Annotated in this window: 9 protein-coding genes; 7 read left to right on the forward strand and 2 right to left on the reverse strand. The window is 72.4% G+C overall.

Going from position 1 to position 12,623, the window contains the following annotated elements; genetic code table 11:
* Positions 1-48: 48 nt before the first annotated feature.
* On the forward strand, positions 49-2,589 hold the full coding sequence (locus J421_RS06995; protein WP_025410461.1) for a DUF5916 domain-containing protein: 2,541 nt from the start codon (positions 49-51) through the stop codon (positions 2,587-2,589).
* Positions 2,590-2,757: 168 nt separating this feature from the next.
* Here the strand turns inward: J421_RS06995 and J421_RS07000 are convergent, their stop codons facing one another.
* Positions 2,758-7,506 (reverse strand): DEAD/DEAH box helicase, encoded by a 4,749-nt coding sequence (locus J421_RS07000; protein ID WP_104022348.1) that lies wholly within the window; start codon positions 7,504-7,506, stop codon positions 2,758-2,760.
* 55 nt (positions 7,507-7,561) lie between these two features.
* On the opposite strand from J421_RS07000, the gene rpiA reads away from it, so the two are divergent.
* Positions 7,562-8,233 carry a ribose-5-phosphate isomerase RpiA gene (gene rpiA / locus J421_RS07005; protein ID WP_025410462.1) on the forward strand — a complete coding sequence of 224 codons (672 nt, stop codon included), beginning with the start codon at positions 7,562-7,564 and terminating at the stop codon, positions 8,231-8,233.
* 16 nt (positions 8,234-8,249) lie between these two features.
* Here the strand turns inward: rpiA and J421_RS07010 are convergent, their stop codons facing one another.
* Positions 8,250-8,489 carry a hypothetical protein gene (locus tag J421_RS07010; protein ID WP_104022349.1) on the reverse strand — a complete coding sequence of 80 codons (240 nt, stop codon included), beginning with the start codon at positions 8,487-8,489 and terminating at the stop codon, positions 8,250-8,252.
* 165 nt (positions 8,490-8,654) lie between these two features.
* On the opposite strand from J421_RS07010, the gene J421_RS07015 reads away from it, so the two are divergent.
* The 5 genes from J421_RS07015 to J421_RS07035 all read left to right on the forward strand — a co-directional run bounded on the left by J421_RS07015 (position 8,655) and on the right by J421_RS07035 (position 12,457).
* Positions 8,655-9,758: a YncE family protein gene (locus tag J421_RS07015; protein WP_148306193.1), complete on the forward strand. Its 1,104-nt coding sequence runs from the start codon at positions 8,655-8,657 to the stop codon at positions 9,756-9,758.
* Between the two features lie 76 nt (positions 9,759-9,834).
* Complete coding sequence (locus J421_RS07020; RefSeq protein ID WP_025410465.1) at positions 9,835-10,332, forward strand: RNA polymerase sigma factor; 498 nt, start codon at positions 9,835-9,837, stop codon at positions 10,330-10,332.
* Complete coding sequence (locus J421_RS07025; RefSeq protein WP_025410466.1) at positions 10,329-10,694, forward strand: hypothetical protein; 366 nt, start codon at positions 10,329-10,331, stop codon at positions 10,692-10,694. Before J421_RS07020 ends, J421_RS07025 begins: the two co-directional genes overlap by 4 nt.
* Positions 10,695-10,696: 2 nt before the next feature.
* Positions 10,697-11,137, forward strand: coding sequence for a hypothetical protein (locus J421_RS07030; RefSeq protein ID WP_025410467.1), 441 nt, complete (start codon positions 10,697-10,699; stop codon positions 11,135-11,137).
* A 108-nt stretch (positions 11,138-11,245) separates the two neighbouring features.
* The gene (locus tag J421_RS07035; protein WP_025410468.1) at positions 11,246-12,457 is read left to right on the forward strand and encodes a M20 family metallo-hydrolase; all 1,212 of its coding nucleotides are present in this window, start codon (positions 11,246-11,248) and stop codon (positions 12,455-12,457) included.
* Positions 12,458-12,623: the final 166 nt, after the last annotated feature.

The raw sequence follows: 12,623 nt of genomic DNA on the forward strand, positions 1-12,623 counted from the left end.
CTTCGCGGCTCGTAGGGTGTCCCAGACGAGACCTCGCGGAGGGACGCCATGCTCGTCGGGATGGCAGTACTGCTGCTCGCGCTCCAGGCTCAGCCACCGGTCGTGACGCCACCGACGGACTCGACGGCCGTGGCGGTCCGCGCCGCGGCGCCGCCGGAGATCGACGGCCGCGACGATGACCCGGTGTGGCGCGCGGCGCCGCCGATCACGGGCTTCCGCGAGTGGCGCCCGACGGAGGACAAGGCGCCGCGCTTCCGGACGGAGGCGAAGATCGCGTACGACGCCGCGAACCTGTACGTGCTCGTGCGGGCGTTCGACCCGCACCCGGACAGCATCATCAAGATCCTCGAGCGGCGCGACACGTTCACGGCGTCGGACATGGTGTGGCTGTTCGTCGACTCGTACCACGACCGCCGCACCGGCTACGAGTTCGGCGTCAACGCCGCGGGCGTGAAGATGGACCAGGCGATCTACGACGACGGCCGTGAGGACGGCGCGTGGGACGCGGTGTGGGACGTCGCGACGCGCGTCGACTCGTCGGGCTGGGTGGCGGAGTACCGCATCCCGCTGTCGCAGCTCCGCTACAGCACCCAGCGCACGCACACGTTCGGCATCACGATCGACCGCGACATCTACCGCTACGCCGAGCGCGTGTCGTGGCCGGTGATCCGGCAGTCGCGGACGGGGTTCGTGTCGCAGTTCGGCACGGTCACGGGGCTCGACGACCTCGAGGCACCGCGTCGGCTGGAGGCGACGCCGTACGTGGTCACGCGCCAGGCGCCGCGCATCGTCGCGAACCGGTACGCGAGCCGCGCGAACGCGGACGTCGGCGGGGACTTCAAGTACCGCGTCGCGTCGAACCTCACGCTCGACGGGACGATCAACCCGGACTTCGGCCAGGTGGAGGCCGACCCCGCGGTGCTGAACCTCTCGGCGTACGAGTCGTTCTTCGACGAGCGTCGCCCGTTCTTCGTGGCGGGGCGCGGTCTGTTCCGCTTCGACGTGAACTGCAGCGCGGTGAACTGCAGCAGCGAGGGGCTCTACTACAGCCGGCGCATCGGCCGCACGCCGCAGCTCGCGGGCGTCTACGGCGACACGGTGCCGCAGCAGCCGACGACGATCCTCGGCGCGGCGAAGCTGCTCGGCCGGTTCCCGCGCGGGCTCACGATCGGCGTGCTCGACGCGGTGACCCAGCGCGCGTCGAGCCCCGGCGACACGACCTACGAGCCGCGGACCAACTTCACCGTGGCGCGCGTGCAGCAGGACCTGCGGCACGGCGCGTCGGCGTTAGGCGCGATCGTCACCGCCGTGAACCGCGGCGCCGACCGGTGGGTGTCGCCGTACCTCGCGTCGGGCGCGTACGCCGTGGCGGTGGACGGGCGGCACCGGTTCCTGCGCGACCAGTACGAGGTGGGCGGGTCGCTCGACCGGAGCGAGGTGCGCGGAAGCCGGACCGCCGTGGCGTCGCTGCAGACGAGCGCCGTGCACTATTACCAGCGCCCCGACGCCGACCTGCCGCTCGACACGACACGCACGTCGCTCGGCGGCGATGCGGAGGAGGTGCGGTTCGGCAAGGTGGGTGGGCAGCATCTCATGTTCGAGACATCGTACCAGCGGCGCTCGCCGGGGTTCGAGGTGAACGACCTCGGATACCTGCGCCGCGCCGACCAGGCATCGTGGAACAACTGGGTCGGCTACTTCGACCGGCACCAGCGCAGGCTGTACAACAGCCTCCAGTGGAACAACAACTGGTGGCAGTACTGGACGGCGGCGGGGCTGCCGCTCGAGGCGGCGTACAACACGAACTTTCACGTCACGTTCCGCAACAACTGGGGCTGGCACATGGGCGGCACGGTGGGCCAGCTCGGCGCCACGTACGACGACCGCGCGGCGCGCGGCGGGCCGGCGGTGCGGCAGGACGCGTACCTCGCTCCGTGGCTGTTCATGAACGGCGACGACCGCAAGTCGGTGGTGCCGTCGATGAGCGTGAACTACTTCCGCGGCAGCGGCGGGCGCCACACGTCGTGGAACCTGAGCCCGCAGCTGAACTACAAGATGCTCGGGCGGTTCAGCGCGGCGCTCTCGTTAGGCTACTCGCGCAACGTCGACGACGCGCAATGGTTCGGCAACTTCACCGACAGCGCGGGCGTCGCGCACTACACGTTCGCGCACCTCGACCAGACGACGCGCTCGGCCACGGTACGGCTGAACTACACGTTCGCGCCCAGCGTGTCGCTGCAGGTGTACGCGCAGCCGTTCATCTCGAAGGGGACGTACACCGACGTGCGGCAGCTCTCGGCCACGCCGCGCGCGGCATCGTACGCGTCGCGGTTCGCGCCGTACGGCGATGCGTCGGTCACCGCGGACCCGGGCGGGTTCGACTTCAAGCAGCTGCAGTCGAACGTGGTGTTCCGGTGGGAGTACCGGCCCGGGTCGACGCTGTTCGCGGTGTGGAACCAGGGGCGCCAGGGAAACACGCCGATGGACGGAAACGGGCCGGCCGACGCGGGCGGCGATCTGCGGGACCTGTTCCGGCTGCGGCCGGCGAACGTGTTCCTCGTGAAGGTGTCGTACTATCTCACGCGGTGAGGTGCGCTTCTCATGGCTCCACGTACGTGTCGTTGTAGGACTAAAGAAGGACTGAAGGAGGACTGAAGAAGGACCGACAACGCTTTCTGTGTTTGGTCCTTCTTCAGTCTCTCTTCAGTCCTTCTTCAGTCCTCGAGAAACTCGTACGTGGAGCCCTGCACGGGCGGGTCACCGCAAGTCCGCGTAGTACCGCATGGAGCCGCCCGACGACCGGAAGCCGCTCTCGCGGAGCACGGCCGCCCAGCGCGACGCGGACGCGCTCTCGCCATCGACGGTCTCCACGACGACGTCGTGCCGCCGCCCGCGCTCGTTCGGCCGCGCCAACCGCGCGAGCAGCACCCGAATCGCCACGCGGACGTCGTCCTCCGACGCGTCGTCGCGCACGCGGAGCCGAGCACCGCGCCCCTCCGCGGTCACGACGATGCGGCCGCCGATGGTGACGAGCAGCGCGCCCGCGCCGCGCGGCCGCGCGAGCGGGTCGACGGCGACGTCGGGGCCCAGTGGGAGCGCGTACACGTTCGACGGGTCGGAGACGGAGAGCACCACCGGGTCGCTCGCCGGTGCGGTCGGTGTGTTCGGCTCGCGCAGCAGCTCCACCGCGTCGGGCAGGGCGAACTGCGCGCCGGCGAGCCCGGCGACGAAGTAGCCGCGCCGCACCTCGCCGCGGAACTCGAGCCGCTTCAGCTCGTGGTACACGTCCCGCCACGACACCGCCGGCCGCTCGCGCCGCCACCAGTCGCGGCTCACGACGCCGTAGCGCGCGAGCCACTGCCGCGCCACGAGCTCGGCACCCGAGGGACCGTCCTCCGTCTCGATGCCTAACGTGCCGGCGGTGTGCACGAGCGACCAGCGGCCGCCCCACCGCGCCGCCGCGTCGGGGCGGTCGGGGCGCTTCCACTTCGCGAGCGACCGCGGGCTCACGCGGCGCTGCACGACGGGGCGCGACCGCGTGAAGTCGGCGGGGAGCCACCGCGTGGGGTCCGGCTCGTCCGTGCGCCGCACGGGGAACACCGGCCGCCACCCCAGCACGTCGCGCAGCGCGTCGATCGTGTCGTTCGTCACGAGCCCCGCCGCCACGAGCTCGCGCAGCGCATCGCGCACGCGCTGCGGGCCGAGCCCCGACGCGGCCGCGAGGTCGAGCGTGAACGACGCACCCTCCGCCTTCAGCGCGTCGCGCACGCGCCGGGCCGCGTCGCTGAGCCGCGCGTCGTCGATCGGCGGCGCGAGCCAGAGGCGCCCCGTGCCGCGCTCGAAGAAGCGGAGTCGTCCCACCGACTGCCCGGGCGTCGTATCCGATGCCGGCGGCTCGGCGGCCCACGCCAGCCGACCGCTCGCGGCGAGCATGCCTAACGCGGTCGGATCGTACGGCGTCACGCGCGCCGGCAGGTAGTCGCGCTCCCACGCCACGGCGGGGCGGCCGAGCCCGTAGAGCTGCGCGAGCGCGCGCGACGCGGCGTCGGCGCCGGTGAGCCGCGCCTCGGGCGCGACGTGCTGCCACCGCTGGAGGAACCACGCGAAGTCGACGACGGAGACCGCCTCGATCTGCTTGCGCGCCAGCGCGAGCTCGCGGCGCCGCGCCTGCTCCAGCAGCCGACGCGAGCACCAGCGCGCGGCCGCGCGATCGCTACCGAAGGAGCCGCGCACGAGGATGCCCGCGCGCTCCATGTCCTCGAGGCGGCGCAGCACCCACGGCGCAGCGAAGTCGTACCGCGCGCGCACGCCGTCGACGCTCACCGGGCCGGCGAGCGCGACGAAGCGCGACAGGATCTCGCGCCGCGCGGCCTTCGGCTCGAGCACCGCCGCGCGCAACGGTTCGGGGACACGATCGGCGCCGCCCAAGGTCCCCGCCCCGAACGCGGCGGCATATCGCGCATACGAGTCGACGAGGACGAAGCGCCGAGTCGACAGGAACGAGTCATCCTGTCCATCCTGTTCATCCTGTCGAAGATCTTGGACAGGATGAACAGGAGGGACGGGATGCCTGTCCGTCTTGTCCGTCTTGTTCCCCGTCTCTCGTGTCGCTCCTGTCGGGATGTTCACGGGGATCAGGCGGCCGCTTCCTGTCAGCGCTTCCAGCGGGTCGCCGCGCGTCCACTCGGTCGGCGGCGCGACGCGCGCGCGCAGCTCGTCCTCCGTCAGATCGCCGGCGCGGTCGACGAGCACCGCCAGCTCGTCGGCGTCGCGCGCCTGGCGGCCCGGCGCCGTGCCGCGCCGCCGAGCGAGCACCTCGTCGAGCACCGCGAGCGTCGCCTCGTCGGCGCCCTTGCCGCCCATCAGCTCGTCGAGCAGCGCGCGGTCGAGCGACAGCAATGCCGCGCGAGCCTCGGCGCGCGGCGTGTCGTCGCCGTACATCCAGTCGATCACGAACCCGAACTGCAGCGACGCGGCGAACGGCGACGGGCCCTCCGTCTTCACGACGCGGATCGAGACGTCGCCCGCAGCCAGCCGGCCCAGCACGTCGCGCAGCCCCTCCATGTCGAACGCGTCCTGCAGCACGTCGCGGTACGTCTCCACCACGACGGGGAACGACGGGTGCTCGCGCACCGACTGCAGCAGGTCCGCCGCCTTCAGCCGCTGCAGCCAGAGCGGCATGCGGCGGCGCGGGTTGCCGCGCGGCAGCAGCAGCGCGCGCGCGGCGTTCATGCGGAAGCGCGCGCCGAACAGCGACGACTGCCCGACCTCCTCGAGCACGAGCCGCCCCGCCTCCTCGATGCCTAACGATCGGATGATGTCGACCGGCGGCTCCGCGCCGAGGTCGGGGAGCCGCAGCATCAGCCCGTCGTCGGTCGTCTGCACCTGCACCTCGACGCCGAGCCGCTCGCGCGCGCGGCGGGCGAGCGCCATGCCCCACGGCGCGTTCACGCGGCCCCCGAACGGCGCGTGCAGCACGAGGCGCACGCTCCCGACCTCGTCGCGGAAGTGCTCGAGCACGAGCCGCCGCTCGTCAGGCACGATGCCGGTGATCGCGCGCTGGCTCTGCACGTACTCGGCGAGCGACACGATCGTCGGCCGGTCGGCGCGATAGACGCGCTGCAGCGTCTCGATGGCGTCGAGCGTCGTCGCCTCGTCGAGCGCGCGGCGGAGCGAGCCGACGCGCACCGCGAGATGGAGCGAGCGCGCCATGAACTCGCCGTGCCAGAACGGCATCCGCGCCGGCGCGCCGGGCGCCGGTGTCACCACTACGCGGTCGTGCTCGATCGACTTGATGCGCCACGTCGAGCTGCCCAGCTGGAACGCGTCGCCGACGCGCGACTCGTGCACGAACTCCTCGTCGAGCTCCCCGAGGCGCGTCTTGTCGGGGAGGTTCACCGTGTACAGCCCGCGGTCGGGGATCGTGCCGCCGGAGATCGTCGCCACCATCCGTGCGCCGCGCGCCGGCGACAGCACGTCGCTCACGCGGTCCCAGTGCACGCGCGCGTCGAGCTCCGCGGTCACGTCGCTCGGATACTTGCCGGCGAGCATGCCCAGCGTCTCGTCGAACGCGGCGCGCGTCAGCGCGTGGTACGGGTAGGCGCGCCGCACGAAGTCGTAGAGCCCCGTCGCCGTCCATTCCGGTTCGTCGGACGCGACCATCGCGACGATGAGCTGCGCGAGCACGTCGAGCGGGTTCTGCACGACGCGCGTCGGCTCCACGTCGCCGTCCTGCATCGCGGCGATGATCGCCAGCTCCTCGAGCGCGTCGTCGCGGAACGTGGGGACGAACGTGCCGCGGCTCACCGCGCCTAACGTATGGCCGGCGCGCCCCACGCGCTGCAGCGCGTTCGAGACGCGCTTCGGGCTCTGGAGCTGGATCACGAGGTCCACCGAGCCGATGTCGATGCCGAGCTCCAGCGAGCTGGTGGCGACGAGCGCGCGCAGCTCCCCCGCCTTGAGCCGTCCCTCGAGCAGGAAGCGCCGCTCGCGCGACAGCGACCCGTGGTACGGCAGCGCGACCTCCTCCCCGGCGAGCTGGTTCACGCGCGCCGCCATGCGCTCGGCCTGCCCGCGGTTGTTCACGAACACGAGCGTCGTGCGCGCGCCCCGGATGCGGTCGAGCACGAGCTGCGCGGTCTTCGGCCAGATCGTCCCCTCGACGTGCGCGAGATCCTCGACCGGCGAGACGACCTCGGTCTCCATGCGCTTCACGAGACCGCAGTCGACGATGTGGACAGGACGGAAGCGGACGTCGGGACTCGGGACTCGGGACTCGGGACTCGGGGCCCCTTCCGACCCGAGTCGCGAGTCCCGAGTCCCGAGTCCCGAGTCACGGACATCACATCCGCCGAGGAACCGTGCAATCTCCTCCAGCGGCTTCTGCGTGGCCGAGAGCCCGATGCGCTGCGGCGCGTCCGGCGCGAGCGCGCCTAACCGCTCCAGCGTGAGCGCGAGGTGCGCGCCGCGCTTCGTGCCGGCCACGGCGTGGATCTCGTCGAGGATCACCGCGCGCAGGTGCGTGAACATCGTCCGGCCGCGCGCGCTCGTGAGCAGGATGTGCAGCGACTCCGGCGTCGTGATGAGGACGTGCGGGTTCTTGCGCAGCATCCGCGCGCGCTCGCTCTGCGGTGTGTCGCCGGTGCGCACCGCGACACGGATCTCGGGGAACGGCGCGGCGGCCTCCCAGAACCGGTCCTTCAGCTGCTGCAGCGGCGTCTCGAGGTTGCGCTGCACGTCGTTGTTCAGCGCCTTCAGCGGCGACACGTACAGCAGGTGCACCGCGTTCGGCAGCGGTCCCCGCTCGCCCTCGACGACGAGCTGGTTCAGCTCCCACAGGAACGCCGTCAGCGTCTTGCCCGTGCCGGTCGGCGCGAGGATGAGCGTGTCGTGCCCCTCGGCGATCGCGGGCCAGCCGGCGCGCTGCGGGGCGCTCGGCTCGCCCAGCGTCTCGGCGAACCACCGGGCGACGAGGGGATGGAAGAGGGCGAGCGGGTCGTCGGCCATGCCGCGAAATCTACGCGCCGACTATCATCCGGACGCAGCGACCGACCCGACCCGAATGACCACCTCTCAGGATCTCGCCAAGCAGGACGCCGCGCGCCGCGCCGTCGACCTCGTGCGCTCCGGCATGGTGCTGGGCCTCGGCACCGGCTCCACCGCGAAGCTCGCCGTCGACGAGATCGGCCGCCGCCTCGCGGCCGGCGACCTGCACGACATCGTCGGCGTGCCGACGTCGGAGGCGACCGAGCGACAGGCCGCCGCGTTAGGCATCCCGCTCTCCACGCTCGATCGCCACCCGCGCGTCGAGCTCACGATCGACGGCGCCGACGAGGTGGACCCGCACGGACGCCTCATCAAGGGCGGCGGCGGCGCGCTGCTCCGCGAGAAGATCGTCGCCACCGCGTCGCGCCGCCTCGCCATCGTCGTCGACGCGTCCAAGCTCGTCGAGCGGCTCGGCGCGACGTTCCCGGTGCCGATCGAGGTCACGCCGTTCGGCTGGACGACGCACCTCGACCCGATCCGCGCGCTCGGCGGCGAGCCGGTGCTCCGCGCGCGCGACGGCACGCCGTATCGCACCGACGGCGGGAACCTCATCCTCGACGTCACGTTCGCCGGCGGTCTCGCCGACCCCGAAGGCGTCGCGGCGGCGATCCGCGCGCGCCCCGGCGTCGTCGAGACGGGGCTGTTCCTCGGGTTCTCGCCCGAGGTGATCGTCGGCCACGCGCGGTGATCGCGGGCGTCGACGCTCAGTCGGGAACCCAGATCCGGTCCGCCGCCACCACCTCGCAGTCCCGCGGCAGCGCGAGCGCGTCGGGGCTCTCCGTGAAGAAGAAGAGTCCCTTGTAGCTCGTGAGATACCGGTGGCGCTTCCGGAGCAGCCCACCGTACGCCGACACGACGAGGCGCGTCTCGCTCCGCGCGAGCAGTCGGAGAAAGTCGGCCGGCTCGATGCGGACGATGGCGCCCGATGCCTTCGTCGCGCGCATGACGGCGGCGGCAGCGGCTGCTCCGGCGCTGGCTCCCATGGTGCCCTCCAGTCGGGACGGGTGCGGCAAGATGTCGGATCGTCCGCGGCGCCGCCAGCACGCGCGGGCCGTGGCGTTCCACGCGTCTCGCCGGCAGCTTGGTAGCGTCCCCAGGCGGAGGTCATGGTGAACGACGGCATCGGCAGGCGTGAGTTCGTCACGTTAGGCAGCCTCGCGCTCGCCGCGCACCTGCTGCGCGCCGACGAGCGCAGCCTGCTCTACGTCGCGGTGCCCGGCATACGCAACTACACCGAGTGGGGCGGCGTCGGCCTCCTCGTCTACGACATCGCCGACGGCTTCCGGCTGCTGCGCCGCATCCCCGCGCCGATCCTCGGCAAGGGCGGCAGCGTGGAGAACGTGAAGGGGATCTGCGCGAGCGCGGCGGCGGGGCGCGTGTACGTGAGCACCATCACGCGCCTGCTCGCGTACGACCTCCGCACCGACCGGCTGCTCTGGAACCGCGAGTACGAGCGCGGCTGCGACCGCATGGCGATCACGCCCGACGGATCCGCGATCTGGCTCCCGTCGCTCGAGGGTCCGTTCTGGAGCGTGCTCGACGCGGTGACCGGCGACGTGCTCGCGCGCATCGACACGAACTCCGGCGCGCACAACACGATCTGCGGCGCGGCCGGCGCGCGCGCGTACCTCGCGGGGCTCGGCTCCACGTCGCTGCGCGTCGCCGACACGCGCACGCGCGCCGTCGTGTCGCAGGTCGGTCCGTTCGGCGGCGTGATCCGGCCGTTCACCGTCGACGGCGCGGAGCGGCGCTGCTACGTCAACGTGAACGACCTGCTCGGCTTCGAGATCGGCGACCTCGAGACGGGCAAGGTGCTGCACCGCGTGGAGGTGCCGGGGTTCGCGAAGGGGCCGGTGAAGCGCCACGGCTGCCCGAGCCATGGCGTGGGCCTCACGCCCGACGAGCGCGAGATCTGGCTGTGCGACGGCGCGAACAGCCGCGTGCACGTGTTCGACGCCACCGTTTCGCCGCCGCGGCTCGTGCAGAGCATCGTGGTCCGTGACCAGCCGGGGTGGATCACGTTCACGCTCGACGGCCGGCTCGCGCTCGCGTCCACCGGCGAGATCGTCGACACGCGCACGAAGCGCATCGTCCACGCGCTCTCCGACGAGCAGGGCCTCCCCGTCGCGAGCGAGAAGGTCGTCGAGGTCGTGTTCCGCGGCCGCGATCCGGTGCGCACCGGCGACCAGTTCGGGGTGGGACGCCGGGGGTGAGTCGCCCCGCGGCCGGCTGTCATATGGAATCGTCGCTCGCGCCACTCATTCTCGACCCGTCCGCCGAGCGACGCGCATGGACACCGCGGACATCCGATGTGCGCTCGAGCGGTACCACGCCGCGTGCTTCGCCTGGGCGCTCGCGTGCTGCGGGAGAGACCGCGCGGAGGCCGAGGACGTGCTGCAGGCGACTTACCTCAAGATCCTCGACGGCCGGGCGCGGTTCGACGGCCGCTCGCACCCGAAGACGTGGCTGTTCGGCGTCGTCCGCCGCACGGCCGCCGAGGAGCGGCGCCGCCGGCTCCTGTGGCTCCGCGTTAGGCACCCGGCGCTCGTCGAGTCGGCCGCGCCCGATCCGTCGGACGCCGATGCCGACGCGCGGGCGCGCGCGGAGCTCCTCGCCGCGCTCGGCGCGCTCGCGCCTCGGCAGCGGGAGGTGCTGCACCTCGTGTTCTACGAGGAGCTGACGATCGAGGAAGCGGCGGCGGTGATGCGCGTGTCGGTCGGCACGGCGCGCACGCACTACGAGCGCGGCAAGGCGCGGCTCCGCGCGCGCCTGGGGTCCGCCCGATGACGCGCCCCGACGACGACGACCTGCGCGCGCGGTTCGCCACGCTGCGGCGCGCGGAGCTCGGCGCCGCTCCGCCGCTCGATGCGCTGCTCGTGCGCCCACGGGTGCGGCGCCGCCTCGCGACGCGGGCCGCGCTCGCCGCCGCCGCCGTGCTGCTCGTCGCGCTGCTCGGCATCCGGCTGGCCGCGCGGCGAACGGAGGACGTTAGGCGGCCACCGCCGTCGATCGTCGCGTGGCGCTCGCCCACCGCGTCGCTGCTGCGCACGCCGGGCGAGGAGCTGCTCCGCACCGTGCCGACGCTGCGCTCCTCGCTGCTGCGCGCGGCGCCGCTCGACTCGCTCGTGACCCATGGACCCGGAGCCTGACCATGCGACTCGTCCTCCTGATCGGCGCGCTCGCGCTGAGCGCCACGACCACGCTCGCCGCCCAGCCGACGGCGGGCCCACCCGGCCGGCCGCAGCCGCCCGACCCGCTCGGAGAGAGCTTCTTCCCGCCGGAGCTCATCATGTCGCACCAGGCGGAGCTCGCGCTGCAGGAGACCCAGCGCGCGACGATCATGACGGAGCTGCAGCAGGCGCAGGCGAAGTTCGTCGAGCTGCAGTGGCGCATGAGCGCGGAGGCCGAGCGCCTCGCGAAGCTGCTGCAGCCGACGACGGTGAACGAGGCGCAGGCGCTGGAGCAGATCGACCGCACGCTCGCCGTGGAGCGCGAGATCAAGCGCGCGCAGGTCGCGCTCCTCATCCGCATCAAGAACGTGCTCACGACGCAGCAGCAGGCGAAGCTCGCGGCGCTCCGGCGTGGAGGCTAGGACGGCTCGTTATGATGCGTCATGCATAGACGCGACTTCACCCGCTCGCTCCTCGCCGTCGCCCTGGTCCCGCGCGTCGCCCCTCGCGCCTCACGCGCCGCACCGAGGGTGAACGGCACGCGCCTGAACGCGCACCTCGCCGAGCTCTCCGCGTTCGGCCGCAACCCGCAGGGCGGTGTGAGCCGTGTGGCGTACAGCGAGGCGGATCGGCAGGGGCGCGAGTACGTGACGCGGCTCATGCGCGACGCGGGGCTCGACGTGCGCGTCGACGCCGCGGCGAACATCTTCGGCCGGCGCGCGGGACGCGACCCGTCGCTCCGGCCGATCCTCATCGGATCGCACGTCGACTCCGTGCCCGAGGGCGGCAACTACGACGGCGACGTCGGGTCGCTCGGCGCGATCGAGGTCGCGCAGACGCTCGCCGAGTCGCGCACCACGCTGCGCCATCCGCTCGACGTCGTGATCTGGTCGAACGAGGAGGGTGGCCTGTACGGCTCGCGCGCCGCGCTCGGCGAGCTGCAGCCGCGCGAGCTCGCGCTCACGAGCAACAGCGGCAAGACGGTCGGCGACGGGATCCGCTTCCTCGGCGGCAACCCCGACGACCTCGCGAGCGCGCGCATCGCGAAGGGCGCGTATGCGGCATACGTCGAGCTGCACATCGAGCAGGGCGGAACGCTCGACCGCGAGCACGTCGACATCGGCGTCGTCGAGGGGATCGTCGGCATCGATCAGTGGGAGGTGACGGTCGAGGGGTTCGCGAACCACGCGGGCACCACGCCGATGGACCAGCGGCGCGACGCGCTGCTCGCCGCGGCGCGGTTCGTGGAGGCGGTGAACCGCGTGGTGCGCAGCGTCCCCGGGCGGCAGGTCGGGACGGTGGGGCGCATGCAGGCCTTTCCCGGCGCGCCCAACGTCATCCCCGGCAAGGTGGTCCTCTCGCTCGAGCTGCGCGACCTCGACGCCGCGAAGATCCGCGCGCTCTACACGCGCATCCACGACGAGGCCGACGCGATCGCGCGCGACGCCGACGTGACCTTCACGTTCCGTCCGACGGTGGAGAACGTCCCCGCACCCACCGACCCGCGCGTCCGCGCGATCATCGCCGACGCCGCGAAGGCGTTAGGCCTCTCCACGAGATCGCTCCCGAGCGGCGCCGGGCACGACGCGCAGGACCTCGCCCGCATCGCGCCCACGGGGATGATCTTCATCCCGAGCGTGGGCGGCATCAGCCACGCGCCGAAGGAGTTCTCGCGCCCGAAGGACGTCGAGAACGGCGCGAACGTGCTGCTGGAGACGGTGCTGCGGATCGACGCTCTTTGAGTTGAACCGCAGCGGACGCAGACGGCCGCAGCGAACATCGATGGGGCGAGGTGGCAGGCGAGTACCCCGGGCATCCAAGTGCGATTGAAAGGATCTCGAGATCCTCTTCATCGCCGGTGGATCCCGAGTCGTACTCGCCCAGCGCCTCGAACCCGTGCTTCGATCG

It is taken from the genome of Gemmatirosa kalamazoonensis (assembly GCF_000522985.1).
GTDB lineage: Bacteria > Gemmatimonadota > Gemmatimonadetes > Gemmatimonadales > Gemmatimonadaceae > Gemmatirosa > Gemmatirosa kalamazoonensis.

Bases quoted from the DNA above. Each gene is read 5' to 3' on its own strand.
- J421_RS06995 (WP_025410461.1), top strand. From the start codon at position 49: ATGCTCGTCGGGATGGCAGTACTGCTGCTCGCGCTCCAGGCTCAGCCA.
- J421_RS07000 (WP_104022348.1), bottom strand. From the start codon at position 7,506: ATGGCCGACGACCCGCTCGCCCTCTTCCATCCCCTCGTCGCCCGGTGG.
- rpiA (WP_025410462.1), top strand. From the start codon at position 7,562: ATGACCACCTCTCAGGATCTCGCCAAGCAGGACGCCGCGCGCCGCGCC.
- J421_RS07010 (WP_104022349.1), bottom strand. From the start codon at position 8,489: ATGCGCGCGACGAAGGCATCGGGCGCCATCGTCCGCATCGAGCCGGCC.
- J421_RS07020 (WP_025410465.1), top strand. From the start codon at position 9,835: ATGGACACCGCGGACATCCGATGTGCGCTCGAGCGGTACCACGCCGCG.
- J421_RS07025 (WP_025410466.1), top strand. From the start codon at position 10,329: ATGACGCGCCCCGACGACGACGACCTGCGCGCGCGGTTCGCCACGCTG.
- J421_RS07030 (WP_025410467.1), top strand. From the start codon at position 10,697: ATGCGACTCGTCCTCCTGATCGGCGCGCTCGCGCTGAGCGCCACGACC.